Source organism: Salarchaeum sp. III (assembly GCF_036418315.1).
GTDB lineage: Archaea > Halobacteriota > Halobacteria > Halobacteriales > Halobacteriaceae > Salarchaeum.
This window is the reverse complement of record NZ_JAZHPG010000027.1, coordinates 364,498-390,753: the sequence shown is the minus strand read 5'-3', so window position 1 is coordinate 390,753 and position 26,256 is coordinate 364,498. Positions and strand designations below refer to the sequence as shown.

28 protein-coding genes and 3 tRNA genes are annotated in these 26,256 nt (G+C 67.4%); 13 read left to right on the top strand and 18 right to left on the bottom strand.

What is annotated here, in order from left to right:
• Window positions 1–17: 17 nt before the first annotated feature.
• Window positions 18–90, top strand: a tRNA-Asp gene (locus tag U3A55_RS12815).
• 251 nt (window positions 91–341) lie between these two features.
• Complete coding sequence (locus tag U3A55_RS12810) at window positions 342–755, top strand: group I intron-associated PD-(D/E)XK endonuclease (RefSeq protein ID WP_330991891.1); 414 nt, start codon at window positions 342–344, stop codon at window positions 753–755.
• Here U3A55_RS12810 and artA read toward each other — a convergent pair.
• The gene (artA, locus tag U3A55_RS12805; RefSeq protein ID WP_330991890.1) at window positions 745–1,623 is read right to left on the bottom strand and encodes an archaeosortase A; all 879 of its coding nucleotides are present in this window, start codon (window positions 1,621–1,623) and stop codon (window positions 745–747) included. The genes U3A55_RS12810 and artA overlap by 11 nt on opposite strands.
• Before the next feature lie 39 nt (window positions 1,624–1,662).
• A complete protein-coding gene (locus U3A55_RS12800) occupies window positions 1,663–2,667 on the bottom strand; it encodes an ATP-binding protein (RefSeq protein WP_330991889.1) in 1,005 nt (334 codons plus the stop codon).
• Between the two features lie 77 nt (window positions 2,668–2,744).
• On the opposite strand from U3A55_RS12800, the gene U3A55_RS12795 reads away from it, so the two are divergent.
• Window positions 2,745–3,197, top strand: a complete 453-nt coding sequence (locus tag U3A55_RS12795) for a DUF7382 domain-containing protein (RefSeq protein WP_330991888.1) — start codon at window positions 2,745–2,747, stop codon at window positions 3,195–3,197.
• On the opposite strand, the gene U3A55_RS12790 is transcribed toward U3A55_RS12795, so the two are convergent.
• The 5 genes from U3A55_RS12790 to U3A55_RS12770 are packed head-to-tail and all read right to left on the bottom strand — an operon-like array spanning window position 3,194 to window position 7,175.
• Window positions 3,194–3,934, bottom strand: coding sequence for a protein-L-isoaspartate O-methyltransferase family protein (locus tag U3A55_RS12790; RefSeq protein ID WP_330991887.1), 741 nt, complete (start codon window positions 3,932–3,934; stop codon window positions 3,194–3,196). The two genes, U3A55_RS12795 and U3A55_RS12790, sit on opposite strands and share 4 nt — an antisense overlap.
• Before the next feature lie 25 nt (window positions 3,935–3,959).
• On the bottom strand, window positions 3,960–4,874 hold the full coding sequence (locus U3A55_RS12785) for a class I SAM-dependent methyltransferase (RefSeq protein WP_330991886.1): 915 nt from the start codon (window positions 4,872–4,874) through the stop codon (window positions 3,960–3,962).
• 30 nt (window positions 4,875–4,904) lie between these two features.
• On the bottom strand, window positions 4,905–5,534 hold the full coding sequence (pcm, locus tag U3A55_RS12780; RefSeq protein ID WP_330991885.1) for a protein-L-isoaspartate O-methyltransferase: 630 nt from the start codon (window positions 5,532–5,534) through the stop codon (window positions 4,905–4,907).
• Window positions 5,535–6,188, bottom strand: coding sequence for an HVO_0476 family zinc finger protein (locus tag U3A55_RS12775; protein WP_330991884.1), 654 nt, complete (start codon window positions 6,186–6,188; stop codon window positions 5,535–5,537).
• A 39-nt stretch (window positions 6,189–6,227) separates the two neighbouring features.
• Window positions 6,228–7,175, bottom strand: coding sequence for an aminopeptidase (locus U3A55_RS12770; RefSeq protein WP_330991883.1), 948 nt, complete (start codon window positions 7,173–7,175; stop codon window positions 6,228–6,230).
• An 80-nt stretch (window positions 7,176–7,255) separates the two neighbouring features.
• Between U3A55_RS12770 and U3A55_RS12765 the strand changes: the two genes are divergently transcribed.
• Together U3A55_RS12765 and U3A55_RS12760 are read left to right on the top strand one after the other, a co-directional pair.
• Window positions 7,256–8,263, top strand: coding sequence for a type II glyceraldehyde-3-phosphate dehydrogenase (locus U3A55_RS12765; protein WP_330991882.1), 1,008 nt, complete (start codon window positions 7,256–7,258; stop codon window positions 8,261–8,263).
• A gap of 42 nt (window positions 8,264–8,305) precedes the next feature.
• A complete protein-coding gene (locus tag U3A55_RS12760; protein WP_330991881.1) occupies window positions 8,306–8,674 on the top strand; it encodes an Hsp20/alpha crystallin family protein in 369 nt (122 codons plus the stop codon).
• Here U3A55_RS12760 and U3A55_RS12755 read toward each other — a convergent pair.
• Together U3A55_RS12755 and U3A55_RS12750 are read right to left on the bottom strand one after the other, a co-directional pair.
• Entirely contained in the window at window positions 8,661–9,506 is an 846-nt protein-coding gene (locus U3A55_RS12755; protein WP_330991880.1) for an ATP-grasp domain-containing protein, read from the bottom strand. The two genes, U3A55_RS12760 and U3A55_RS12755, sit on opposite strands and share 14 nt — an antisense overlap.
• Window positions 9,506–10,042 carry a 50S ribosomal protein L16 gene (locus U3A55_RS12750; protein WP_330991879.1) on the bottom strand — a complete coding sequence of 179 codons (537 nt, stop codon included), beginning with the start codon at window positions 10,040–10,042 and terminating at the stop codon, window positions 9,506–9,508. Before U3A55_RS12750 ends, U3A55_RS12755 begins: the two co-directional genes overlap by 1 nt.
• Before the next feature lie 119 nt (window positions 10,043–10,161).
• Here U3A55_RS12750 and U3A55_RS12745 point away from each other — a divergent pair, with 119 nt between their 5' ends.
• The 4 genes from U3A55_RS12745 (at window position 10,162) to U3A55_RS12730 (ending at window position 15,394) form a co-directional block, all read left to right on the top strand.
• Window positions 10,162–11,394, top strand: coding sequence for a carboxylate--amine ligase (locus U3A55_RS12745; RefSeq protein ID WP_330991878.1), 1,233 nt, complete (start codon window positions 10,162–10,164; stop codon window positions 11,392–11,394).
• Window positions 11,395–11,885: 491 nt separating this feature from the next.
• Window positions 11,886–13,238, top strand: a complete 1,353-nt coding sequence (locus U3A55_RS12740) for an LLM class flavin-dependent oxidoreductase (RefSeq protein WP_330991877.1) — start codon at window positions 11,886–11,888, stop codon at window positions 13,236–13,238.
• A gap of 36 nt (window positions 13,239–13,274) precedes the next feature.
• Window positions 13,275–14,852, top strand: coding sequence for a helicase HerA domain-containing protein (locus tag U3A55_RS12735; protein WP_330991876.1), 1,578 nt, complete (start codon window positions 13,275–13,277; stop codon window positions 14,850–14,852).
• The gene (locus U3A55_RS12730; RefSeq protein ID WP_330991875.1) at window positions 14,852–15,394 is read left to right on the top strand and encodes a phosphoribosyltransferase family protein; all 543 of its coding nucleotides are present in this window, start codon (window positions 14,852–14,854) and stop codon (window positions 15,392–15,394) included. Before U3A55_RS12735 ends, U3A55_RS12730 begins: the two co-directional genes overlap by 1 nt.
• 55 nt (window positions 15,395–15,449) lie before the next feature.
• Here U3A55_RS12730 and U3A55_RS12725 read toward each other — a convergent pair whose 3' ends face one another.
• From U3A55_RS12725 to U3A55_RS12715, 3 genes are all read right to left on the bottom strand, one after another.
• A complete protein-coding gene (locus U3A55_RS12725) occupies window positions 15,450–15,647 on the bottom strand; it encodes a cold-shock protein (RefSeq protein WP_330991874.1) in 198 nt (65 codons plus the stop codon).
• Between the two features lie 61 nt (window positions 15,648–15,708).
• A complete protein-coding gene (locus U3A55_RS12720) occupies window positions 15,709–17,160 on the bottom strand; it encodes an MATE family efflux transporter (RefSeq protein WP_442978306.1) in 1,452 nt (483 codons plus the stop codon).
• Window positions 17,161–17,203: 43 nt separating this feature from the next.
• Window positions 17,204–17,992, bottom strand: a complete 789-nt coding sequence (locus U3A55_RS12715; protein ID WP_330991872.1) for an enoyl-CoA hydratase/isomerase family protein — start codon at window positions 17,990–17,992, stop codon at window positions 17,204–17,206.
• A 75-nt stretch (window positions 17,993–18,067) separates the two neighbouring features.
• Between U3A55_RS12715 and U3A55_RS12710 the strand changes: the two genes are divergently transcribed.
• Window positions 18,068–18,778 carry an alpha/beta hydrolase gene (locus tag U3A55_RS12710; protein WP_330991871.1) on the top strand — a complete coding sequence of 237 codons (711 nt, stop codon included), beginning with the start codon at window positions 18,068–18,070 and terminating at the stop codon, window positions 18,776–18,778.
• A 108-nt stretch (window positions 18,779–18,886) separates the two neighbouring features.
• Here the strand turns inward: U3A55_RS12710 and U3A55_RS12705 are convergent.
• Together U3A55_RS12705 and U3A55_RS12700 are read right to left on the bottom strand one after the other, a co-directional pair.
• Window positions 18,887–18,960 (bottom strand) — tRNA-Phe (locus U3A55_RS12705).
• A 185-nt stretch (window positions 18,961–19,145) separates the two neighbouring features.
• Window positions 19,146–19,218: transfer RNA gene (locus tag U3A55_RS12700), tRNA-Val, on the bottom strand.
• A gap of 60 nt (window positions 19,219–19,278) precedes the next feature.
• On the opposite strand from U3A55_RS12700, the gene U3A55_RS12695 reads away from it, so the two are divergent.
• The 3 genes from U3A55_RS12695 to U3A55_RS12685 are packed head-to-tail and all read left to right on the top strand — an operon-like array spanning window position 19,279 to window position 22,691.
• The gene (locus U3A55_RS12695; protein WP_330991870.1) at window positions 19,279–19,728 is read left to right on the top strand and encodes a DUF192 domain-containing protein; all 450 of its coding nucleotides are present in this window, start codon (window positions 19,279–19,281) and stop codon (window positions 19,726–19,728) included.
• Between the two features lie 36 nt (window positions 19,729–19,764).
• Window positions 19,765–21,684 carry an ABC transporter ATP-binding protein gene (locus tag U3A55_RS12690; protein WP_330991869.1) on the top strand — a complete coding sequence of 640 codons (1,920 nt, stop codon included), beginning with the start codon at window positions 19,765–19,767 and terminating at the stop codon, window positions 21,682–21,684.
• 41 nt (window positions 21,685–21,725) lie between these two features.
• Window positions 21,726–22,691, top strand: a complete 966-nt coding sequence (locus U3A55_RS12685) for an LLM class flavin-dependent oxidoreductase (RefSeq protein ID WP_330991868.1) — start codon at window positions 21,726–21,728, stop codon at window positions 22,689–22,691.
• Here U3A55_RS12685 and U3A55_RS12680 read toward each other — a convergent pair.
• From U3A55_RS12680 to U3A55_RS12665, 4 genes are all read right to left on the bottom strand, one after another.
• Window positions 22,688–22,864, bottom strand: a complete 177-nt coding sequence (locus U3A55_RS12680; protein WP_168219929.1) for an HVO_0416 family zinc finger protein — start codon at window positions 22,862–22,864, stop codon at window positions 22,688–22,690. The genes U3A55_RS12685 and U3A55_RS12680 overlap by 4 nt on opposite strands.
• Before the next feature lie 86 nt (window positions 22,865–22,950).
• Window positions 22,951–23,547, bottom strand: a complete 597-nt coding sequence (locus tag U3A55_RS12675; RefSeq protein WP_330991867.1) for a hypothetical protein — start codon at window positions 23,545–23,547, stop codon at window positions 22,951–22,953.
• Between the two features lie 72 nt (window positions 23,548–23,619).
• Window positions 23,620–25,131 (bottom strand): carboxypeptidase M32, encoded by a 1,512-nt coding sequence (locus U3A55_RS12670; protein ID WP_330991866.1) that lies wholly within the window; start codon window positions 25,129–25,131, stop codon window positions 23,620–23,622.
• Between the two features lie 26 nt (window positions 25,132–25,157).
• A complete protein-coding gene (locus U3A55_RS12665; protein WP_330991865.1) occupies window positions 25,158–26,249 on the bottom strand; it encodes a M20 family metallopeptidase in 1,092 nt (363 codons plus the stop codon).
• Between the last annotated feature and the right edge of the window lie 7 nt (window positions 26,250–26,256).

Sequence of the window (26,256 nt, the reverse complement as noted above, 5' to 3'; positions counted from 1 at the left end):
ACGAAAGAGTGCAGGGAGCCCGGGTGGTGTAGTGGCCCATCATACGACCCTGTCACGGTCGTGACGCGGGTTCAAATCCCGCCTCGGGCGCTTCTCTCTGACGCAAACCTCGTAGCAATAGTTTTCTCGAAAAGTAGCTTTCAGAGGGCGAGGAATTCTGAACTCAGCGAGTCGAGCAGAGCGAGTCTCGCACTAGTTCAAATCCCGCCTCGGGCGCTTCTCTCTGACGCAAACCTCGTAGCGATGGTCGTGTTCTGAAAACGTTCCTCGTAGGTGGTAGTGAGGCGTGTTCGGTGGTCGTTTGTACGAAACGCTATGTGGACACCGCGCTTGCTCGGAGTATGGCGAACACGAAGGCGACGGGCGACGTGACGGAGACGCGTCTCCTACACGAATTGGTAGCGGCCGGGTACAGTGTCTCAGTTCCGTTCGGCGACAACGACCCGTACGACCTCGTCGTGGACACGGGTGGAGAGTTCGTTCGCGTCCAGTGCAAGACGGGCTGGTTGGAGGACGGACGAATCCGGTTCAAGACGGCGAGCAAGACGACGAAGAACGGAGAAGTGACGACGACGGATTACGACGGAGAGATAGACGCGTTCATGGTTCGGTGTCGGGACACTGACGCGGTGTACTGGGTACCGGTGGAGGACGCCGGACGGAAAAACACATACCTGCGCATCGATGACGCCGAGATCGACCATCCGTCGATTAATTGGGCGTCGGCGTTCGAGTTTTCGGGGGTTATCGTGTGAGGCGGTTTTCGAGGTCGTAGTCGGTTTTGGTGGCGACGTAGAGGGCGTCGTCGAGGAGGGCGGCGAGTTCGGGGATGACGCGGAGGAGGCCGAGGGTGATGAGGACGAGGGCGACGACGGAGAGGCTCTGGGCGAGGATTTTGTCGGCGAAGAGGTAGGAGATGCGGGGTTCGCTGCGGAGGGGGGCGTAGAGGAGGGTGACGAGGGGGCGAGTCCACTGGAACCATTGGTTGCCGAAGGCGATGGCGATGAAGCTGACGCGAGCGACGTTCAGGAGGTAGATGAGGGGGACGACGAGGGCGATGCCGGTGAGGCGGCGGCGGATGGGGGCGGTGGTGGCGGCGATGAGGCCGCTGACGATGGCGATGCTGCCGATGCCGCTGCAGGCGAGGAGGATGTTGGTGGTGATGGTGTGGCCCTCGTGGGTGAAGACGACGGCGCTGGGGTAGGGGTCGGTGACGAATTCGGGAGTGTACCCGAGGAGGGTGATGAGGAAGTACGTGCTCTCGGCGGTGATGGTGATTGCGGCCTGAGTGAGTGCGGGAATTGTCTGGAAGGGGAGGTAGATGAGTCCCATGACGGCGATGGCGCGGGAGAGGCGGACGAGGGTGGGGCGGTCGGTGAGGACGAGGTAGGCGGCGTAGAGGCTGAGGGGGACGGCGAGGGCGGCGAGGATGCCTTCGATGAAGCTGTTCTGGACGAAGAGGAAGTGGTCGATGAGGAGCGCCCAGAAGACGGCGAACACGCTCCACGCGGCGGCTGCGGCGACGCGGGCGGGGTGTTCGTCGTCGCGGGTGGCGAGGAGGGCGCTGAGGGCGAAGGCGGCGACGACGACCCACGCGAGGGTGTCCGTGAGCGCGAGCGACATTGACGGTGCGTTCGCGGTTCTCGGGGATAGGCGTGACGGTCAGACCACGGTGCGGCTACGGCCGCCGTGGATGGCGTCGCGTTCGCGGACGGTGAGGTCGTGGGCGGTTTCGCTGGTGTCGTCGACGACGAGGGCGTCGCCGGGCGCGCGTGGGAGCGAGTCGGCGAGCGCGCCGGTGAGGTAGGTGGGGCTGGCGGTTTCGAGCGCGTCGAGGTCGTCGCGGGCGGTGAGGCGGTGGGCGACGAGGAGGTCGGCCTGGGAGACGGCCGATGGTGGGAGTGCACCGGGGCGCTGGGTGGCGAGAACGGTGCTGATACCGGGTTTGCGGCCGCGAGTGAGGAGGCGGCGGAGACCTGGCCAGGCGGCGGTGCCTGTGACGGCGTGCGCTTCGTCGAGGAGGACCCAGGGGAGCGCGTCGACACCGCCGGCTATCGCGGTCTCGTAGACGGTGTCGGTGACGGCGCGAGTGACGGCTGCGAGGGCGGGCCGGGGGAGGGCGGCGCAGTCGAGAACGGTAACGTGGTCGGAGTCGAGAAACCGGGTTTCGTCGGTCGACGTGAAAACGTCCCAGGAGTCGGCGAGCGCGAGCGCGTTCCGCGCGGCGCGACCGGCGGGCGTCTCGTGCTCGCCGAGCCGGTCGGCCATCGCGTCGAGGGTGTCGGTTTCGGCGGCGGCCTGCCAGAGGAGCGCGCCGGCTGGCGTGTGCGGCGGGAGGTTGAGTACGTCGCACCACGCTTGGGGCGGGAGGGCGGCCGCGGGAATCCGGGGGCGGGTGACGGTGGCGGGAACGGCGTCTGGGAGCGTGGCGAACGCGCGCATCGGGTCGATGACCACGGCGGTCACGCCGTCGGTGCGCGCGAGCGCTTCCGCGAGCACGCCGAGCGTGTACGTCTTCCCGCTGCCCCGTTTTCCGACGACGAGCGCGGCGTGCGGGCCGTTCGCGTCGACGGCGACTCGGGCGCCGTGGCTGCCGTCGGGAGCGCGGAACTGTCCGAGCGGGAGAACGGGGGCGGCGGTGTCGTCGGGGCGACCGAGGACGTGCATCACGCCCCGCTGGCCCCGTCATTCGATTTGAACGCTTGGACGAACGTTCAAGTAGGAGGCCGCGGCCACGCCGGGGTATGTTCCACGAACTGCGGCGGGACGAACGAGCGATAGAAGGGCTGCCGGTGCGACTCCTCATCGCGTTCGTCGTCGGTGTGGCGACGCTCGGCGTGCTCCTCCAGACGGTGTCCGGAGTGGGGACGCTCGCGACGAGCGAGGTGGACGTGAAACCGACGCCGGACGTGGTCGGGCCGAGCGAGCAATCGCTCTCGCTGACAGTGGTAGACGCGTCGGGGAACGGCGTGGCGGGCGCGACCGTGCTCGTGAAGGCGGGGACCGCGCGGCTGGACGGGACGGTGGTCGCGCGCACGAACGAGTCGGGTGTGGCGACAGTCCGGGTGGCGCCCCGACTCGGCGCGAATCAGGCGGACGGCACGCTCACAGTGTCGGTGAAACCGCCCGCTGGCAGCGAGTACGTGGACCGCCGCGGGAACACGCGAATCCTCGTCGTCCGTGGGTACGAGAGCTAGCGGGCGTCCCAGTCGATCCAGTCCTGCTCCCAGCCGTGGCGGCGCTCGTTCACCTTCGCGGCGCGCTCGCGGTCCTCGCGGACGGTGCGGTTGCGGACGGGCGCGCTCGCCTGCTCGCCCTCCACGAGCAGGGGTGCGAACTCGACTTCGCCGTAGTCCCGGGTCTCCCCGTCTTCGATGGCGACGAGACGCTGGCGCTGGGGTCCCTCGGGATAGACGAGGCGTCCTCCCTCGGCGAGCTGCGTGCGGAGCGCCCGGGGCGGACGGACAGCGGCTGCTTCGACGAGAATGCGGTCGTAGGGCGCGTACGCGGGCAGCCCGTCCGCGCCGTTCGCGCAGTCCACGAGCACGTCGCCGTAGCCGGCGTTCGCGAGCGTTCGGCGGGCGTCGTAGACGAGGCGGCGGTCGATGTCGACGGCGTGGACGTGCTGGGCGCCCGCTACCTCCGCGAGCAACGCGACCGTGTACCCGACGCCCGCGCCGACGACGAGCGTGTCGCTCCCGGGTTCGGGACGGAGCGCTTCGACGAGACGGGCGGCGGTCGACGGCGCGAGCACGCGCGTTCCGCGGTGTTCGAACTCGCGGTCCGCGTACGCCCGGTGTCCGGCGTCCTCGTCGACGAACTCGTGCCGGGGAACCGTCCGCATCGCGTCCGCCACTGCGGAGTCGTGGACGACGTCCTTCGTGTCGTGTTCGAGGCTCGTCACCATGTCGTCCCGGACCGCCGCGTACTCCATACGAGAGGGTTGGTGCGAGCGACCTTCAATCGTTCGCGGGGCGGTCGGCGGCGACGGCCTGCGAGCGCGTGCCGGGTACGTCGGAGACGCGGGGGCGTTCGAAGCCGGCGGCGGCGAACCACTCGCCGAAGTCGGCCTCGGCGTAGGCGTCGCCGCCGTCAGTGCGTGCGAGCATCTCCGCGGCGAGCAGCCCAGGGTTCTCGGCGTGGTCGCGGAGTCGGTCGACGTGCACGACGGTTCCGCCGGGCGCGACGGCGTCGTAGAGCGCGGAGAGAAGGTGTTCGTTGTCCGCGGGAGAGAGCGTGCGGGCGGTGTTCGCGCAGAACACGAGGTCGTACGTGCCCTCGACGCCGTCGAGGGGGTCGGTCGCCTGAAGCGTGACGGGTTCGTGTTCGAGGAGGGGTTCGTCCACTTCGACCACTTCCGGGGTGTCGGCGAGCGTCACGTCGTAGCCGCGGCGCGCGAACTCCCGGGAGAACGTGCCGGCCCCGCCGTACGCGTCGAGCACGCTGTCGGCGTCCGGGTGTTCGTGGACGGCGGCGGTGACGGCGGCGCGCACGTCGCCGTCGTCGAGCGCGGCCATCGCGCCGAGACGGTTCCGGGTGGCGTCCGGACTCGGGACGGGGCGCTCGCCGGTCCGCATCGTCTCGGGGAGTTCTATCCAGTCGTCGAGCGTGTCGAGTTCGTGGGGGACGGTTCCGATGGACCGGAGGTCGGTCTTCGAGAGGAAGCCGAGCATGCGGTTCGTGGGCTCGAACCCCTCGTCGGTGCGGTGGAGGAAGTCGAGGTCGCAGAGCGTCTCGACGCCGATGCGGGCGGCGCGCTCGGTGACACCGGTCTCGTCGGCGACGGCGGCGACGGTGTCAGCGTCGGTGACGACGGCGTCGAGGACGCCCGTTTCGCGGACGGCGCGGAGGAACAGGAGTTCCCTGTAATCCATACCGGAGCGTCGTCGCGGGAGGGGATAAAATCACTCGCCGCCCTGCATTCGAACGAACCGGACGCCCGAGAGGAACTCGCGGTCGAGCGTCCCGTCGTGTTTTTCGCCGTGGACGAGCGTCTGATTCACGTCGCCGACGGGCGCGAGCACGCGCCCGCCGTCGCGGAGTTGGTCGACTATCGCGATCGGGATGGACTGCGTCGCACAGGTGAGGTAGGCGGCGTCGTAGGGCGCGTGTTCGCTCCAGCCGTCGTGGCCGTCACCCTGACGCACGGAGACGGCGCCGTAGCCCGCGCGGTCGAGGTTCTCGCGCGCGGTTTCGGCGAGCGATTCGAGGTACTCGACGCTGTAGACGTTCCCGGCGCCGACGAGTTCGGCGGTGACGGCGGCGTGGTAGCCGCAGCCGGTGCCGATTTCCAGGGTCTCCTCGCCCTCCTGGAGGTCGAGGCGGTCACACATCGCGGCGACCATATGGGGCGCGCTGACAGTCTGGCCGTCGCCGATGGGGAGTGGCCGGTCCGCGTACGCGTCCTCGCGCTGCGCGTCAGGCACGAACTCGTGGCGCGGCACCGCGCGGATGGCGTCGAGGACGCGCTCCGAAAAGTCGTGTCTGCGGGCGAGACGGTCCGCGAGGCTGTCGCGGGCGGCCGCGAAGTCCATCTACCAGGCGGACCAGGCGGTGGAGGTCTCGTCGTAGCCGTACACGCGCTTGATGTCCTTCGCCATCGCCACGTCCCCGTCGTGGCCGATTTTCTGGAAGTCGTAGCGGTCGAGCGCGTCCTCGCGGACGTGGATACCCGTGATGGAGAAGGCCTCGTCGCCGAACTCGTGGGTCTCGCCGACGGTGAACTCGTAGTCGCCGGGAACGTGGAGCGTGATGCTCCGCGTCTGGTCGTGCGCGCCGTCCTGCGGGTGGAGGGTCACGTCGACCTCGACGTTGTCCACGGCGCGCGTCCAGAACGTCTCCACGTCCTCCGCGTCCGCGCGAACCTCACGGGTCTCGTCGTCCGTCTGGAGGTCGGTGATGCGAACCTGCATGATGGCTTCCTCGGTCTCGACGATGAACTCCTCGCCCGCAGTCACGGTCTCGTCCGCCGGGACATCCACAGTGGCCGTGAAGGATTCGCCGCCCTGAGAGACGACGACGTCCCGCTCGACCGTCCGCTCGGACTCCAGGGGTTCCTTGTGGACGTGTCCGCAGTCCGTGCACTTCACCGTCGCCGTCCCGCCGCCCGTCGTGAGGACCTCGTGTTCCGTTTCGAGGTCCGGCGAGCACGACGGACACGCCAGGCCGACGCGTTGCTGTTGGCTCATACCGGGTACGAGGGCGTGGAGGCGTAAAAATCCGCGGAGTCAGTCGTCCGCGCTCGGAAGCGCGACCTCGTCCCCGTCAGCGTAGACGGTGGGGTTCTGGATGATGCCGTCGAGGTGGAGGGGGGCGTCGGTATCCCCGCCGATGCCCGCGTCGTCGCCGATGGCGATGTGGACCGTGCCCGCGGCCTTCTCGTCGAGCAGCACGGAGCCGACGAGGTCGGTGACGGCGACGTTCGTTCCGATGCCGAGTTCCGCGAGGTTGCGCGCGGCCCGTCCGACCTCGTCCTCGCCGTCCTCGACCTGCGCGCGCACGTCGTCGTCCGAGATGTACGTCACGTAGCCGTCCTCGACCTCGAACGTCAGTTCCGTGTCGAGGCGGCCGTGCGGCATCATCGTGCCGTCCACGACGTACGTGCCGTTCGCGGTTTCGGGGCTGACGAACACCTCGCCCGCGGGGAGGTTCGAGAACCCGCCGGACTCGTGGACGATACCCGTGTCCTGCAGCCACTCCCGATCGCCCGGTTCGAACGTGATGTCCGTCCCGGCGGGCGTGGTGACGCGGACCTCGTCGGCGTCCCCGACCTGACTGAGTACGTCCGCGCAGTGACGGCGAATCAGGGTGTAGTCCGCGTCCAGGCCCGTGGTGAACACGTCCTCCGTGATGCCGGGGAGGGTCGCGCCGCGAGCGCCCGCCTCGTTCGCCCGGGAGCGCGCTCGGGTGTGCGAGAGCGACTTCGTCGTCGGCGCGAGGAACACGTCGCTGTCGCGCATCGCGGCCGCGACGGGCGCGGGTGGTTCCGCGCCGTGCTGGTCGCCCGGCGGGTAGCGGAGAATCGTCGCGTCATCCGTGACTCCTCGGGCAGCGGCGTACAGCGCCTCGCCGATACGTTCGCGCTTGTCGTCGGTGACGACGACGCACGTCTCCCCAGGTTCGACGCCGAGGCACTGGACGACCGCGGTCTCCGCGGCTTCTTCGAGCGTGCTCATGCCGGGTATTTCCGCGAGGAGGGGGTTAGGCGTTGTCTTCTCTCGAAACGGTTATCCGGCGTCCGCGGGGAGTGAGCAGTATGATTCGCGTCGGTATCAACGGCTACGGAACCATCGGAAAGCGCGTGGCGGACGCGGTCCGCGACCAGCCGGACATGGAAGTCGTCGGCGTCGCGAAGACGCGGCCGAACTTCGAGGCCGAGCGCGCGGTGGCGCGCGGCTACGACCTGTACGCGGCCATCGAGGACCGCGCGAGCCGGTTCGCGGACGCCGGCATCGAAACCGCGGGATTGGTGGACGAGCTCGTCGCGGCGAGCGACGTGATGGTGGACGCGACGCCGTCGGGCATCGGCGCGGAGAACAGGGAACTGTACGAGGAGTACGACACGCCCGCGCTCTACCAGGGCGGCGAGGACGCCGACGTGGCGGACGTGAGCTTCAACGCCCGCGGGAACTTCGACGACGCGACGGGCGCCGACCACGTCCGCGTCGTCTCGTGTAACACCACCGGCCTCAGCCGACTCCTCGCGCCGCTCCGCGAGGAGTACGGCGTCGAGAAGGCGCGCGTCACGCTCGTCCGGCGCGGCGGCGACCCCGGCCAGACGAGCCGCGGCCCCATCGACGACATCCTCCCGAACCCCATCACGCTCCCCTCCCACCACGGCCCGGACGTGCAGACCATCTTCTCCGACCTCGACATCGACACGCTCGGCCTGAAGGTGCCGGCGACCCTGATGCACATGCACTCCGTGAACGTCACGCTCGACGCCGAACCGAGCGCGGACGAAGTGCGGGACCTCCTCGAAGGCGAGTCCCGGATCTTCTGCATCCCGCCCGAGTTCGGCATCGACGGCACGGGCAAGCTCAAGGAGTACGCGAAGGACCTCGGTCGGCCGCGCGGCGACGTCTGGGAGAACGGTCTCTGGAGCGAGTCAATCACGATGGAGGGCGACGACCTCTACCTGTTCCAGGCCATCCACCAGGAGTCCGACGTGGTGCCGGAGAACGTCGACGCCATCCGCGCGGTCACTGAATCCGCGGACGCCGCGGAGAGCATCGAGACGACGAACGACGCGCTCGGCATCTAGACCCCCGAAACCTTATCCCCGGGCCGGCGCTTAGGCATCAGTATGCGCCGCGACGACCGCGACGACCCGTTCGACGATTTCTTCGACGAGATAGAGCGGATGATGAACGATATGCGCAGCGGTGTCGACGAGTCCGGCTTCGGGACGGACACGCACGTCACCGTCTACGAAGAGGACGACGAGGTGCGCGTGGTCGCCGACCTGCCGGGCGTCGAGAAAGAGGACATCGACCTGAAGTGCGACGGGGATGTGCTCACCATCAGCGCGGCGACGGACGCCCGCGAGTACGACGAACGCATCGAACTCCCCGCGCGCGTGGACGAGCACTCCGCGAGTGCGACCTACAACAACGGCGTGCTCGAAGTCTCGTTCGACCGCCTCGAGGACTCCGCGGACATCAGCGTCGAGTAGCCCGCACGAGTTCCGCGAACCGGTCGTAGAACCCGTCTTCGTACTTCGTCTCCGAATCTACCGTCGGCCGCGCGTTCGTCTCGTTCACGACCGTCCGGCTACCGGTGTCCAGCACGTCCACGCCGAGGAGAGCGATATCGAGGGCGACCGCGGTGTTCTCAGCAACTGTTTTGACGCGTTCGGGCGGGTCGACGGCGGTCGCGTCCGCACCGCGGTGGACGTTGTGCTTCCAGCCGGTGCCGCGGCGTTCGACCGCGCCCGCGTACTCGCCGTCGAGCACCATCACGCGGTAGTCGGTCGCGTCCGGGACGTACTCCTGAACGAGGTAGGACTTGTCGTCGGTCGCGGGGAACTCGTGAATCAGATCGAGGTAGTCAGTCACGCCCAGCGCGGAGTCCGCGTCGCCGACCTTCGTGACGGCGACGCCCCGGGTCGCCGAGTTCGGTTTCACGACGACGGGATAGTCGAAGCCGGCGAGCGCGTCCAGCACGTCGTCGGCATCCGTGGGGTTCGAGACGAACACCGTCTCCGGCACCGGGACGCCCGCGCGTTCGAGGCGCGCGAGCACGCCGGCCTTGTTCCGCGAGCGCAGGACGGCGTCGCGGTCGTTCACCCACGGGATATCCAGGAACGCGTCGAGCACGCCGCCCTCCATCAGGCGACCCGGATAGACGAGACCGACGTCGAACTCGTCCAGCGAAAAGGGTGGGTCGGAGAGGGAGAGCGTTCGCTTCCGGTAGGGAACGTACGAGGCTGAGATACCGCGGTCGGCGAGCGGGCCTCGAATCCGGTCGAGGGTCTCCGCGTCGGTCGCGACCGCGAGGGAGAGCACTAGTCGAGCTGCGTGATGAGTTCCTCGCCGCGCTCCACCGAAATCTTGCACGGCGGCGTGATTTTGTTGTACGCGCGGCGGAAGGCTTCCTTGACGACAGCGGCTTCCTCGGGCTGACACCACGCCGTGAAGATGCGGTCGCCGGGGTAGATGCGGGCGGCCGTGCCGACCGGCACGCCGAACGCCTGCCGCATCCCGTCGGAGACACGGTCCGCGCCCGCGCCCGTCGCCTGCTTGTTCTCCCGGAGGATCTGGTGCGGGAACTTCCGGAGAATCATCTTGTAGTTCCCCTCGCCGAGTTCCTTGATGAGGTGGCGGTTCGCGGAGAGGCGCGCGGCCTCCATCGAACCGTGCCGAATCTGGCACTCCTCCTCGGTTTCGAGGGTAATCTGAATGGGGTAGTCCTCCGGCTCCGACTGGAGGTCTCCCATCTTGAACTGTGCGATCTTCGAACCCGGAATGCCCGTGACGTAGTCGCGACGCGTGTACGAGGGCTTATCGATGGTCCGGTACATGGAAGCCGGATTGTCAGCCATGGTTACTACAGACGGTTTCGGTCAGCGCGCCCATAAACCCATCCTTTTGCGGCGGCCGAAGTACCGGCCAGGATTCCCCGTATCGGTTCGTTTTACCCCGCGGCGCGGGAGACTGAGGTATGGCCGACTTCCGCACGCACGACGAACTCGTGGACGCGGTGGCGGACGCCGACTTCGACCGGCCGCCCGCCATCGTCGCGAACGCACACATCACCGGGCTCGGCGTGTCTCGCGCGCTCGCCGCCAACGGCGTGCCCGTCATCGCCGTCGACCGCGTCGGGGACGGCGCCGCGCCCACGTCGGACGCCGTGGATTTCGCGGGCCGCGTCACCTATCCACTGGACGACCTCGACGGGTTCCGCGAGGACGTGGAAGCCATCGCCGACGCCGCGGGCACCGAGCTCGTGGCGTTCGGCTGCATGGACGAATGGGTGCACGCGTTCGCGGACGCGGACCCCGACGGCGTCCGCCTGCCGTTCGCGGCGGAGCGGGTGGACGCCGTGCTCGATAAGAGTTCGCTCTACCGCATCGCGGACGACCTCGGTGTCCCCTACCCGGAAACCCGGTGGTTGGACGAGACGAGCGTCGAGAACGCCATCGACGACCTCGGCCTCCCGCTCGTGGTGAAGCCCGCGCTCAAGCGGGAGTTCGAGGAGGTCGTCGGGACGAACGTCGTGGAGGTCGCGACGGAGGAGGAGTTCCGGGACGTGGTCGACCTCGCTGCCGAGGAAGGAATCGAGGTGCTCGCGCAGGAGAAGGTCGAGAAGGCGACGGGCGAGGACGCGAGCCTCGCGTCCTACGTTCCCCCGTCCGGAACGGATGACGCGCTCGGTATCGTCGGGAACGCCCAGGTGAGAAAACCGCTCGGGTACGGTACCTCGTGCGTCGTTCAGCGCACGGAAAACGACGCGCTCCGCGAGCGCGCGCTCGGCGTGCTCGACGAAACCGACTACTACGGCATCAGCGAGAGCGAGTTCGTCTACGACGAGAACAGAGAGGAGTACGTCCTGCTCGACATCAACACCCGACCGTGGAAGTGGATCGGCCTCCCCGTGCAGGCCGGCGCGAACCTCCCGATGGCAGCGTACGCGGACGCCACCGACACCGAGTACACGCCCGACGACATCCACGACGCCACCTGGGTGTTCCTCCCGGACTATCTCGAACTCCTCGCCACCGACCAGTCCTTCGTGGACGTCCTTCAGCCGAGCGACTGGACGAGTTTCCTCTCCGGTGACTTCACCGACCGAGACGACCTCACCGCGGGCGTCTACCGCCCGAACGACCCCGACCCAGCCTACCAGATACTCCGCAACACCCTCGGTATGCAGGACTACTACTGCGCCTGCTAACGCACTTTTTCCTCCTCGGGTTCGCGCTCTGCGCGAACCGCTCGGAGCAAAACCCTGTTCTGCGAAGCGAAGCTTCGCGGAAGTCGCAATACGCGAAGCGTCTTGCTCACCACGAAAAACGCCGGTCGCCACCGGCGACCGGAGGTCACGCGACGGACTGTGCGGCCTGAGCGTGACTTAGTCAGACGGGTCGTCTGACGCGACATCGCGCCGCGCGCGGCGCGAATGCGTCTCCATTGCCACAACCGTGCCGCCACAGCGACCGCTCCACCGGCTCGCGCAAACGTTCAAATACGATGGCGCGGCCAGCGGCGGGTATGTCCTGACGAGTCGCCGCGCGGGGTCTGGTTCGGAGGCGGTGACGAGCCTCGTGCGTCCGCGAAGTCATCCGAAAGCCATTCTTGCCGGTGTTGGTGACGGCCGCGGGGAGACACCACGTAAACTCGCCGGTGTCCGTCGCTATTAGGCGGTCGCGGCCGTTGCGATACCTAATGAGCGACGACCACCTGCATCTGAACCTCTTCACGATGAACTCCGTGGAGCACGTGACGGTCGGGTCCTGGCGGTACCCCGGCGACCAGTCACATCGCTACACGGACCGCGAGTACTGGACGGAAGTCGCGCGAACGGCCGAACGCGGCGGGTTCGACGCCGTGTTCTTCGCGGACGTGCGCGGCGTCTACGACGTGTACGACGACAGCCAGACACCCGCCATCGAGAAGGCGGTGCAGACGCCCTCGAACGACCCCGCGTACGTCGTGCCCGCGATGGCCGAGGTAACCGACGACCTCGGGTTTGCGGTGACGAAGTCCACGTCGTACAACCACCCGTACCAGCTCGCCCGCGAGCTATCGACGCTGGACCACGTGACGGACGGCCGCATCGCGTTCAACATCGTCACCTCCTACCTGGAGAGCGCCGCGGCGAACCTCGGACTCGAGGAGCGTATCGAGCACGACGAGCGCTACGACCGCGCAGACGAGTTCATGGAGGTCTGCTATCGGCTCTGGGAGGACTCCTGGGAGGACGACGCAGTCGTGCGGGACCGCGACTCCGGGACGTTCACCGACCCGGGGAAGGTGCACGACATCGACTTCGACGGCGAGTACTTCCAGATTCCGGGTCCGCACGGCTGCGAGCCGAGCCCGCAGCGCACGCCCGTCCTCTATCAGGCCGGGTCGTCCGATAGGGGCCGGGAGTTCGCGGCGCAGAACGCCGAGGCCGTGTTCGTCAGTCAGCCGAACGAGCAGGCGGTCACGGACTACATGGAGGACGTGCGCGAGCGCGCGGCGTCGTACGGCCGCGACCCCGATACGCTGGAGTTCTTCACGGGAATCGTCCCCATCGTCGGCGAGACGGAGGAACTCGCGAAAGCGAAGCACGAGAGTTACGTCGACGCGATCGACGTTGAGGGCGTGCTCACGCTACTCTCCGGGTTCGTGGACATGGACCTCTCCGAACTCGACCCCGACCAGAAGCTCGAACACATCGAAACCGAGGCCATTCAGGGTGTCGTGAACGCGTTCACGACGAACGACGACCGCGAGTGGACGGTGCGGGAGGTCGCGGAGTTCGCGGGCCTCGGCACCACGTCGCCAACCGTGGTCGGGACGCCCGAGCAGGTCGCGGACGAGTTCGAGCGCTGGCACGACGAGGTCGGCGTGAACGGCTTCAACGTGAAGGAGGTCGTGCGTCCGGACACCCTCCAGGCCTTCGTTGACCTCGTCGTTCCCGAGCTCCGCGAGCGCGACCTGCTGCCGGAGGACTCGTCGTCGGGGACGCTGCGCGAGCGGACGTTCGGTCGGCGGCGCCTCCCGGAGAGCCATCCGGCGCGACAGGAGTAACGTTCATTCCGTCGGGCGCTCATTCTCCGACAACTGATGGAGCCAGCGAGCACCGACGAGGAGCACATTCACGTCGGGGAGACGGCGGACGGCGCTGCCGTGGAACTGCCGACCGTCGACATCCTCACGGGACGCGCGTTCCTCACGGGGAAGTCCGGGAGCGGGAAGTCGAACACGGCGAGCGTCGTCATCGAGGAACTCCTCGACGCGGGCTTCCCCGTCCTCATCGTGGACTGTGAGGGCGAGTACTACGGGTTGAAGGAGGAGTTCGAGTTGCTTCACGCGGGCGCTGACGAGGAGTGCGACATCCAGGTCGGCCCGGAGCACGCGGAGAAGCTCGCGAGCCTCGCGCTCGAACAAAACGTTCCCGTCATCCTCGACGTGTCGGGGTTCCTGGACGAGGACGCGTCGGACGAACTGGTGCGGGAGACGGCGCGGCAGTTGTTCGTGAAGGAGAAGAAGCTGAAGAAGCCGTTTTTGCTCGTCGTGGAGGAAGTCCACGAGTACATCCCGGAGGGCGCGGGGATGGGCGAAACGGGCCGGATGCTCATCAAGGTCGGGAAGCGCGGGCGCAAGCACGGCCTGGGCGTGATGGGTATCAGTCAGCGGCCGGCGGACGTGAAGAAGGACTTCATCACGCAGGCGAACTGGTTGGTCTGGCACCGGCTCACGTGGGAGAACGACACGAAGGTCGTGGGGCGAATCGTCGGTTCGGAGTACGGCGAACAGGTGTCGGAGTTGGACGCGGGAGAGGCGTTCGTGCAGGCGGACTGGACGGACGACGCGGTTTCGCGCATCCAGTTCAAGCGCAAGCGGACGTTCGACGCGGGCGCGACCCCGGGCCTCGACGACTTCGAGCGCCCCGAACTGAAGTCGGTGAGCGAGGGGTTGATGGACGACCTCGCGTCGATTTCGGAGCGCGAGGAGCGCGAGGCGGACCGCATCGCGGAGCTGGAGGAGGAACTCGCGGCGAAGCGCGAGCGCATTAACGAACTGGAGGAGGAACTCCGGTCGGCGCGGAACGTCTCGATGGCGGCGCGCCAGATGGCGAACGTATTGACGGCGGAGGGCGTGCAGACGACGCTCCCCACGGACGCGGACGAGGACGTGGAGGCCTTGCGCGCGAAGGTCGAGCGGTTGGAGGACGCGCTGAACGAGGAGGAACCCGAGTCCTACGACATCGAGGAGATTCAGGAGAAGTTCAAGGAACGCGGCGAGGAACTCGCCGACGAGAAAGCGGTCGAGACGCCATCCGGGGACGGCGAGGCGGACGACGGCGGGCGCTCTGAGCGCGTGGACGCGCTGTTGGAGTCGCCGTCGGTTCGGGTGCGCGTGGAGGCGGCGATTCGGGAGTCACAGTGCAACGAGGAGCGCGCGCGACGACTGCTGGACGAACTCGACGGCGAGCGGACCGCGCACGACCTCTGTGAGGCGGCATCCCTGCCCATTGGGGACGCCCAAAGCCTGCTGGACGCGCTGCGGAGTCGGCGGCTGGTGACGCGGAACGCGGACCGCGAGTACGCGTTCGACGGTGAAGAGCTCCGGCGGCTGGCGCGCGGCGACGACCCGCGCGGCGCCGTCTCGGAGTTGAGCGACCAGTGGCGCTTCGAGTAATGGAGTGGAGCGAGTACGTCGAGCGCATCGAGAGCGCGGAGTACCGGTACAACGTCCCCGGCCTGTTCGCGGACCCGGAGGCGTTCTCGGCGTTCGTGGACGACCTGCTCGAACCGTACGACGCCACGGAGGTGGACCGCGTGGCGGCTATCGACGCGCTCGGGTTCGTGCCGGGCGCGGCGCTCGCGCGTGAGCTCGACACGGGTCTCGTTACGGTGCGGAAGACGGGAAAACTCCCCATCGCGGACGAGCACCGGCGTTCGGAGTCGCTCGTGGACTACACTGGCGTGGAGAAGACGCTCGAGCTCGACACGCGGATGGTGCCCGACGGCTGCCGCGTCCTGCTCGTGGACGACTGGATGGAGACGGCGTCCCAGATGACGGCGGCGCTCGACCTGCTCGAAGCCGCGGGCGCGGACGTGACGGGAATCGCCGTCCTGGGTGCAGAAGAGAACGAAACGCCGCTCGCGCTGGAGGAGGAGTACGGCGTGCACTCGGTGCGGCCGTGGCACTCGCTCGGCGAACCGAAGCGAGAGCAGTAGCTACGCGGCGTGAATACGTGGAAAATCTGTTTTGCTACCGTTACCGGGTTACGCGTTATTCGAGGCGCGTGAGGTTCTTCGCGCGGGGACCCTTGGGGGCGTCCTCGATCTCGAATTCAACCTCAGTGCCTTCCTCGAGGTCCGGGCCGCCAACGTCCTCCATGTGGAAGAAAACGTCCTCGTCCGCATCCTCAGTCTCGATGAAACCGTAACCGCCAGTGTCGTTGAAGAAATCAACCGTACCAGTTGCCATTACAGATATACAGAGTACCTCCCCACTGATAACCCTTACGCGATATATGCTGTCATAGAAGTTAGTCGTTGGCGGGGGTGCCGGGGCGGAACTCGCGGCTGCGTTCCTTCCAGACGCCGGTGGAGAACCACCAGTAGTTGATTGCGGCGGGGACGAACGTCTCGGCGACAAGAGAGAGGTAGAGGCCGATGAGGCCGAGGTCGGTGTACGCGCCGAGCGCAGCGAGCGGGAGCGCGAACCCGAACATCCCGACGAGCTGGCTGTAGAAGGGGACGCGGGTGTCGCCGGCGGCGTCGAGCGGGCCGGCGGCCGCGCCCTTCACGGCCTGCGCGAGCACCGCGATACAGCAGACGTAGACGAACGCGGTGGTTGTGGGGACGGTGCCGGGCGTGGCGTCGGGGCCGATGAACAGGTCGGCGATGGGCTGAGCGAAGGCGGCGACGATGGCGGATGCGACGAGGTACGTGCCGATGGAGAACAGGACGACGTCCTTCGCGACGGCTTCCGCGCCGGCCTCGTCACCCCGCCCCAGGTTCTGGCCGACGAGGCTGCTGGACGCGAGGCCGAACCCCCAGCCGGGCGTGTTCATGAGGGCGTAGATGCGGCGGGCGACGGTGTAGGCGGCGAGGACGGTGGTGCCGAAGCTGGCGACGACGGCGAGCATCGGGATGCGGGCGACGGTCCAGACGCCGTTCCGACCGACGACAGGGGTGCCGATGCGGACGATGTCGGTGACGGTCTCGCGGTCGACGTAGCGGCCGCGGAGCGACACGGGGACGGGGAGCGGGTCGCAGAACGGGAGGCGGCCGCGGATGAGGCCGACGGCGAACGCGGTGGTGCCGATGACGTTCGCGAGCACGGTGCCGAGCGCGGCGCCGGTGACGCCCATGCCGAGGCCGAAGATGAAGAGGGCGTTCAGGCCGATGTTGGACGCGGCGCCGCCGCCGCGCACTATCATCGGCGTGTAGGCGTCGTCGGCGCCGATGTAGATGCGGCTGCCGACGAGGTTCAGGCCGGCGAACGGCACGCCGAACGCGAGGATGCGGAGGTAGTCCGCGCCGTACTGGACGGTCGCGGGGTCGCCCGCGAGGAGGCCGATGAGCTGGGTCGGGAAGAAGAACAGGACGGCGGCGAGCGGGAGCGTGAGCGCGAGGACGACGAGCACGCTGGAGCGGATGGCCTGCCCGAACTGGTCGTAGTCCTCGGCGCCGTGGCCCTGGGAGACGAGCGCGATGGTGCCGGCGGCCATCCCGCCGCCGATGGAGAAGGCGAGCCCCCAGAACGGGGAGGCGAGGCCGACTCCGCCGATGGCGGCTTCCCCGAGGACGACGCCGACCATCGCCACGTCGGCGGCGTTCTTCGACATCCGCGCGAGCCCCGTGACAATGCGGGGCCACGAGAGGTCGGTTGTCGAGCGGACGTGCTGGCGGTCGACGAGGCCGATCCGCGAGAGGAGGAGGCCGACGCCGAGGATGACCAGCCGGACGGGGTTCGGAAAACGCACTACACCCAACTATTTCGGTTCGAAACAATAGGGGTTTCCATCCCGACTCGGGTCAACGCCCGGAGAACTCGGGGTCGCGGCCCTCCAACTGCGCCGCGAAGCCCTCGCGGCGGTCCTCCGTCCCGTACACGTCCATCGCGAGCGCGTGCTCGTAGTCCAGTCCCTCCTCGAGCGGCACGTCGAACGTGTGGGAGAACGCCCGGAGCGCGTTCTCGACGCCGCGCGGGGCTTTCTCCGTGAGCGAGTCCGCGAGTTCGCGCGCCCGGTCGTCCACCTCGTCCGTCGGCGCGACCTCGGTGACGAGGTTGATGCGGTCGGCCTCCGCGGGGTCGACGAACTCGCCCGTCAACACCAGTTCCTTCGCCTTCGCGAGCCCGACGAGGCGCGGGAGGCGCTGCGTCGACCCCTGATGCGGGAAGATACCGAGGTCGACCTCGATAACGCCGTACTTCGCGTCCTCCCCGAGCACGCGGAAGTCGCAGGGGAGCGTGAGTTCGAACCCGCCCGCGATACCAGCGCGCTTCACCGCGGCGACCGTCGGCGTCGTCATCGCGTCGATGGTGTCGAGGAGTTCCCGGAAGTCCCGGTGGAGCGCGTCGTGCTCGCGCACGTCGTTCTCCGACATCATCTCCAGGTCGAACCCCGCGCAGAACACGCTTCCCTCCCCGCGGAGCGTCGCCGCGCGCACCCCCTCGGCGTTCTCGACCGCCCGAACCGCCTCCGTGAGGTCTCGGACCGCCGCTCCGGTGAGCGCGTTTCGTTTCTCCGGACGCGTGATGACGACGTCCGCGCGACTGTCCTCGACATCGATTCGCACGTGCTCGCTCTCGACAGACGGCATACCGTGGCGTGCACGACAGCCCGTGATAAAGGTACGCACGGCAAACGCTTTGGGCGCGCATAACGGAGTCACGGTATGCGACGCGTCGACTACGGCGACGGCGACGATCGCCTCGTCTTCGTCCTCGGCTGGGGAAACCGCCCTGAGCACGACGGCGTCCAGTGGCTCGTTGACCGCCTCACTGACGCCGGCTATCGCGTGAGCGCGTTCGAACTCCCGCGCACCATCACGGACTTCGACCGCGAGTACCTCGCGCCCGTCCAGTCGTTCGTCGACGACCTCGACGACTACCGCCTCCTCAGCCACAGCACGGGCGGCCTCGTCGCCCGGCACCTCGACACCGACAACTCTCTCCAGACCCGCACCTACCTCAGTCCCTGGTGGGGATTCCACGACGACCTCCGGAACCCGCTCGTCTCCCTGGCCACCCGCCTCCCCGTCTCGACGCCCATTCTGCCCGCCGAGGCGACCCGCGAAGAACTCGGAACCCTCGCGAGCGACGCCTGGGTCGCCGACGCCCCCGACTACGCCGCACCCACCTTCCTCCGCGAAGCCAAACGCGCCCAAAACAGCCTCCCGCCATTCGACACCCGGGACGCCGTCTTCTACAACCCCGACGACCCCATCGTCAGCGGCCCCACAATCGAAGACCACGCCCCCGAATCGAACCGCATCGCCTTCACCGACGGCCACGAACTCTTCAACTCCAGCACGCGAGACGACCACATCGACGCCGTGCTCGCCGCCGTCGAGGACGGCGCAAACGCCCTCCCACGAAGCGCCTGATAACGTCGGGGCGCGAGTGAAACCATAGTCAAATCCACTCGGACACTACGCCGAGAAACCGCCGGAACGCGCCGCTGTCCGGTGAATGCGTTTCGAGTAGAACTGGAATGCCGCCTCCCCGATTTGAACGGGGGACAGCTCGATCTTCAGTCGAGTGCTCTCCCAGTCTGAGCTAAGGCGGCGTGCATTCGTGTGGATGGGGAGTGCGTGAAAAAGGGTTTCGGATTGCCACGGGACGGCGACCTCTCACAAGAGTGTGTCGCAGAATGGGTCCGGGCGGATTCGAACCGCGAGGACTTCGTTTCGCTCGTCCTCTGGGCCGCGAATCCACTGCCCCATCCGCGCCTCCACGTTGTTCGTCGCAGAATGGGTCCGGGCGGATTCGAACCACCGACCTCTTCCTTGTAAGGGAAGCGTCATAACCACTAGACCACGGACCCGCAGCGAAAATTGGCCGGTGCGCGGGGAAAACGTTTGCCTTTCGCCGTACTACGCGTGGTATGGTGCGTCGCTCAACCGTCGTCGCGGTGGTTCTCGTGGCGGCGCTCGCGGGGGTCGGCGCGTGGTGGGTCGCGGACGACGGGGTGTCGCGTGCGAGCGTGACGGTGGAGACGGCGAACGGCACCGCGGTGCTGGAGATGGTGGTGGCGGACACGGCGCGGGAGCGCTCCGATGGACTGAGCGGCACCACAGAACTGCCCGCGGACGGGATGGTCTTTCGATACTCGTCGGTGGGTGAGCGGGCGTACGTGATGCGGGGGATGAACTACCCCATCGACATCGTGTTCGTCGCGAACGGCGAGGTGACGGCAATCCACCACGCGGTCGTGGAGGACCCGCCGCTCACCCGGTATCGCGGGCGCGCGGACTGCGTGCTGGAACTCCCCTACAACTGGACCGTCGAACGTAGCGTCACCGCCGGGAGCGCCGTGGCATGTTTCGGTTCGTAGGAAACTCTTTTGTCAGGGTGTCACTTTCTACCAGTAATGAGTGCCTTCGACGGCGACGACGACGACCCGTTCGAGGACGTCCGCGCGGACTCCTCGAACGCGATGCGTCGCCTCTTCGATACGTACGGCAGGGAGAACCGATTCGCGTTCCTCGTGGGGGTGGTGGCGAGCATCTTCGCCCGCGTGCTCGACTTGGTGCCCGCGCTGATGCTCGGGTACGCTATCGACTCCATCCTCTACAACTCCTACCCGTTCCTCGGATTCCTCCCCACCGGACTGCAGCCGACAACCCAAGTGAACCAGCTCATCGTGGCGTCCGCCATCATCGCGTTCGCGTTCTTCGGCGGCGCGGGCTTCCACTGGTTCCGGAACTGGGGATTCAACTCGTTCAGTCAGAACATCCAGCACGCGGTCCGAACCGACACGTACGACAAGATGCAGCGGCTGAACATGGACTTCTTCGCCACGAAGCAGACGGGCGAAATGATGTCCATCCTCTCGAACGACGTGAACCGACTGGAGCGGTTCCTGAACGACGGAATGAACTCGGCGTTCCGGCTCTCAGTGATGGTTGTCGCGGTGGGTTTCGTTCTCGTCTACCTGAACTGGAAGCTCGCCATCATCACGATGCTGCCGGTTCCCATCATCGCGTGGTTCACGTACCGGTTCGTGAAGAAGATTCAGCCGGAGTACGCCGACGTGCGGTCCTCGGTCGGCCAGATGAACTCCCGGCTGGAGAACAACCTCGGCGGCATCCAGGTCATCAAAACCAGTAATACCGAAGACTACGAGGGTGAGCGTGTTGAGGACGTTTCGGAGGGCTACTTCGACGCGAACTGGGGGGCTATCACCATCCGTATCAAGTTCTTCCCGGCGCTCCGCGTCATCGCGGGTATCGGGTTCGTCCTCACCTTCCTCGTCGGCGGGTACTGGGCGGCGGTCGGCGCGCCGTTCGGACTCGCGGGCACGCTCACCATCGGGCAGTTCGTCGTGTTCATTCAGCTCAGCCAGCAGTTCATCTGGCCGATGGCGCAGTTCGGACAGATTATCAATATGTACCAGCGGGCGCGGGCGTCCAGCGAGCGTATCTTCGGCCTGATGGACGAACCGTCGCGCATCGAGGAAGACCCGAACGCGGACGAACTCGACGTGACCGATGGCGAAGTCGTCTACGAGGACGTGACGTTCGGCTACGACGACGAACCCATCATCGAGGACGTCTCCTTCGACGTGGACGGCGGCGACACGCTCGCGCTCGTCGGACCGACGGGCGCCGGGAAGTCCACCGTGCTCAAACTCCTGCTGCGGATGTACGACCCCGACGACGGCCGCATCGAAATCGACGGCCAGAACATCCGGAACGTCACCCTCCCCTCGATTCGACAATCCATCGGGTACGTCAGTCAGGACACCTTCCTGTTCTACGGGACGGTGGAGGAGAACATCCGGTACGGGTCGTTCGACGCGAGCCAGGAGGCGGTCGTGGAGGCGGCGAAGGCCGCGGAAGCCCACGAGTTCATCACGAACCTCCCGGACGGCTACGAGACGAAGGTCGGGGAGCGCGGCGTGAAACTGTCGGGCGGCCAGCGCCAGCGCATCGACATCGCGCGCGCCATCCTCAAGGACCCCGACATCATGATTCTGGACGAGGCGACGAGCGACGTGGACACGGAGACGGAGATGCTCATCCAGCGCAGCCTGGACGAGCTTACGGAGAACCGCACGACGTTCAGCATCGCGCACCGCCTCTCCACCATCAAGGACGCAGACCAGATCGTCGTGCTCGAGGACGGGAAAATCGTGGAGCGCGGCACGCACGAGGACCTCCTGGCGGAGGACGGCCTGTACGCGAACCTCTGGGGCGTGCAGGCGGGCGAAATCGACGAACTCCCGGACGAGTTCATCGAGCGCGCCGCCGAACGCACCAGCCAGGTGGACGTAGAAGAGGACGACTAGACGGCCACTAACTGTTTTCCGTCGGCGTCTCTGGAACCAGTATGGACATCGGTTTGTTCGCCGCGCACGAGCAGTACGCGCCGAGCAGACTCCTCGACCACGCTGAACTCGCGGACGACGCGGGGTTCGACTCGGTGTGGACGAGCGACCACTTCCATCCCTGGTGGCATACGGACGCGCACTGCGGGGCGGCGTGGCCGTGGCTCGGGTCGGCGCTCGAACGCACCGACAGCGTGCGGATGGGGACGGGCGTCACGCCGCCGGTCGGCCGCTACCACCCGGGGTTGCTCACGCAGTTCGCAGCGACGCTCGGGTCGATGTATCCGGGACGCGTCCACCTGACGCTCGCAACCGGGGAGGCGATGAACGAGCGCCCGCTCGACTACGAGTGGCCGGATTACCCGGAGCGCCGCGCGCGCCTCGTGGACGCCTGCCGCATCTACCGGAAGCTGATGACCGGCGAGTTCGTGGACTACGACGGCCACTACTGGAATCTGGACGGCGCGAAACTCTACACGCGGCCCGCAGAAGACGTGCCGCTGTACGTCGCGGGAAACGGCGTGCACTCCGCGGAGGTCGCGGGCCGGTACGCGGACGGATTCCTCACGCTCGCGCCCGTCGAGACGTACGAGAACGAACTCGTGCCGGCGCTCGAAGCCGGCGCCGAGGAGGCGGACCGCAACCCCGACGAGATACGGCGAATTCGACAGGCCAGCGTCTCCTACGCCGAGGAGTACGCGGACGCGCTGGACGCCGTGGAGTTCTGGACGGGGTCGATGGCGGTCGGGTTCGACGAGGACGTGTACGACCCCCGCGAGGTAGAAGCACGCGGCCGCGACATCCCGCGCGAGGACTGGGACGGCTGGGGGCTCGTCACCGACAGCGTCGCCGATGTCGGTGAGCTACTTGACCGCCACGCGGACGCGGGGTTCGACGAAGTGGAACTCCTGTCGACCAGCCCGAGGCAGGAGGCGTTCGTCGCGGCGATGGCGGACGAGGTGCTCTAGGGCGCCCAGCCGCAGACCGCGCAGGTGGTGGCGTCGTCGTCGTGGAGTCCGCCGCAGTCGGGACACTGCTTCTTGTTATAGCTTCGGTCCCACGTCGCGGGCGACGTGTCGTGACCGCGTGCTTCGAGGAACTCGTCGAGGACGCCGTCGGTGGACTCCTGTGCGCTCGACATTACATGCCATGGTATGACACACCATGACTTAAGCGTGTCGGGCGGACAGACGGCGAACGCCGAACCGAGAAATGAGCCGGTGCGGGCTAGATGCTGTCGAGGACGCCGCCGATAGCCCCGAAGACGAGCGGGTAGACGAGGCCGGCGAGCAGGACGGCGGAGGAGAGTTTCGGCGCGAGGGACGCGGTCGTGCCGAACGCGGAGACGCTGTACTCGAAGACGAACACGCCGACGACGGCGAGCACGAGGTAGCCGCCGGCGACGCCCGCGCCGACGCCCGCGGCTTCCACGCCGCTGAGGGTCGCGCGAACGCGGCGCGCGGCGAGCACGCCCGCGAGCACGAGGACGAGCGCGGGCACGACGTAGTAGACGAGTTTCGGGACCGTGCTGGTGAGCGCGGAGATAGCGTCGGTGAGACCGCCGGCCGACGCGCTCTCCAGGTAGCTCCCGGACGCGCTCTCACCGCCGACGCTGACGGCAACGTCCACGTTGTGGGCGTTGTAGAACACCCAGCCGGCGACCTTCCAGCCGGGAATGTCGCCGCTGGACTCGACGCCGTCTACGAGCATGAACACGTAGACGAGGACGTAGTTCAGGACGTACGCGGCCGCGCCGATAGCGGCGCTGACGGGGAGGGCTGACGGAACCGGGCTACCGGAACCGGACTGGCGTTTGGTTGCCATATGTGAATGCGGGACGCCCGCCCACATAAAATCTCGCACCCGGCCGGCCGTGAAAAAGGTGGTTCGCGAGGGTTAGAGGTCGTAGAGGTCGCGGAACTTGGACTCGGCGTAGTCGAGGAAGTAGTCGGCCGTGTAGGGTTCGCCGGTCGCTTCCTCGACGAGGTCGGGCGTCGTGTAGCGCTTCCCGTGCCGGTGGACGTTCTCGCCGAGCCAGTCGTGGAGGTCGTCGAAGTCGCCGGCGGCTACCTTCGCGTCGAGGTCGTCGATGTCCTCGTCGGCGCTCGCGTAGAGCTGGGCGGCGAGCACGCTGCCGAGCGAGTACGTGGGGAAGTACCCGAAGTTGCCGTGACTCCAGTGGATGTCCTGCAGGCAGCCTTCGGCGTCCGTGTCGGGCGTGACGCCGAGGTACTCCTCCATCTTCTCGTTCCAGACGTCGGGAACGTCTTCGACGTCGAGGTCGCCGCTGATGAGGTCGCGTTCGATTTCGAACCGGAGGATGATGTGCATGTGGTAGGTGAGTTCGTCCGCCTCCACGCGAATCAGGTTCTCCGGATAAATCTGGTTCGCGGCCTCGTACACGTCCTCGACGCTCGCGTCGTCGATACCGTCGAAGTGCTCTTTGAGGTCGTCGAGGACGAGGTCGTAGAACGCGCGACTGCGGCCGATGTGGTTCTCCCAGAGCCGGCTCTGGGACTCGTGGACGGTGAGGTCGCGGGACTCGCCGAGCGGCGTACCATAGGCCTCCTGGGGGACGCCGAGGTTGTACTGGGCGTGCCCGTACTCGTGGACGGTGCTCATCAGCGCGCCGAGCGGGTCGGACTCGTCGAAACGCGTCGTAATGCGGGTGTCGAACTGATTGCCCGATGTAAATGGGTGACTGGAGGTGTCGAGGCGGCCGCGCTCGAAGTCGTAGTCCACTTTCTCCAGTACGTCCCGGCTGAGCGCCTCCTGGGCGTCCTCGGGATACGTGCCGTCGAACGGCTGGGCGAGGTCGGCGTCCGCGTCGTTCAGTTCGTCGATGAGCGGGACGAGTTCGTCGCGCAGCCGCGTGAGCACGCGCTCGGCCGTGTCGAGGTCGAGGTAGGGTTCGTAGTCCGCGAACAGGACCTCGTACGGGTCCGCGTCGGGGTCGATGTGTTCGGCGTACTCCCGTTTGAGTTCCACGAGGTCTTCGAGGTAGGGCGCGAACGCAGAGAAGTCGTCCTCCGCCTTCGCGTCCTCCCACACCTGCAGCGCCTCGCTCGACGTCTCCGAGATCTCCTCGACGAGTTCGACCGGCACGGCGTTCGCGCGCTCGTACTGGCGTCGAATCTCGCGCACGACCGCGTCCTGTTCGCCGGTGAGGTCGGCGTCGTCGAGTTCGTCCAGCCACTCACCCACGTCGTCGTCCGTCAGGAGTTCGTGGTGGATGGCCGACAGCGCCGAGAGCTGCTTCGAGCGCGCGGGCGCGCCGCCCTCCGGCATCATCACCTGCTGGTCCCAGGAGAGCACGCCGGACGCGCCCCCGACGTACGTGAGTCGTTCGTACTGGTCGAGCAGTTCCTCGTACGCCGCAGGCGCATCGGTCTCCTCTGCAGTTGCCATGGGAAGCAATCACTCGCGCGGACGTATCAATCCTCCCGAACCGGCCAGGCGTTCGCCAGCCCGAGGTAGGTCTCGTAACAGACATCGAGAGTGCCGAGGGAGACGCTCTCCGTTTTCGTGTGGGCTTCGCCGGGTTCGCTCGCGCCGCAGACGACGCACGCGGTTCCTTCGTCGGCGAGCCAGCCGGCGTCGGTCGCGTGGGGTTTCGAGACGTGCGCGGGAGTGCCGGATTGGGCGGCGTCGGCAGCGTCGAGAACGGCGTCCGCGAACGCTTCGCTCGTGCACTTCATCGGCGGAAGGTCCTGGTCGACGCTCCAGGAGACGCCGGGGATGCTGGTGACGCGGTCGAGGTCGGCGCGCTCACCGGGGACCGTGCGCTCGTCCACCGTCACCTCGCAGGAGTCCGGGATGACGTTCCACGCACTCCCGCCGTCGATTCCGGTGACGGCGACGCTCCCCTGGACGCGTTCGCCGAGCACGTCGACCGCGGGGAAGTCGAGTTCGCGGACCACGTCGACGGCGTCGCTCGCGCGGTAGATGGCGTTCGACCCCGAGTCGGGTTCGCTCGCGTGCGCGGCGACGCCCTGCGCGTAGATGGTGCTGCCGCGGCGGCCCTTGTGCGCGACGACCACGTCGGTGACGCCGTCGGTGGTGTAGCTCGTGGAGCCCTCGGCGACGACGGCGTAGTCGGGGGCGTCGCGGCGTTCGAGGTAGTGCCGGACGCCGATGCCGCCCTGTTCCTCGCCGACGAACGAGCAGAACAAGAGCTCGCAGTCCGGGTCGGCGTCGCGGAAGGCGACCATCGCCGCGGCGACCGCGCCCTTCATGTCCGCCGCGCCCCGGCCGTACAGCCGGCCGTCCTCCTCGTACACGACGTACTCGCCGTCCTCGACCTGAGAGTCCGCCGGCGGCACCACGTCGTGATGGCCAACGAGCGCCACCGACTCACCGGAGCCTTTTCTCGCGATAACATTTCCGCCGCTGGGCGCGTCGTCGCGAGTGATGTCGGCGTCGGTGTGCTCGCGGAGCCAGTCCTCGATTTCGTCGCCCGCGGCGGCCTCGTCCTCGTGGCTCGGCACCTCAACGAGCCGTCGCGCGAGCGCGTGAACCTCGTTCATATCGCGG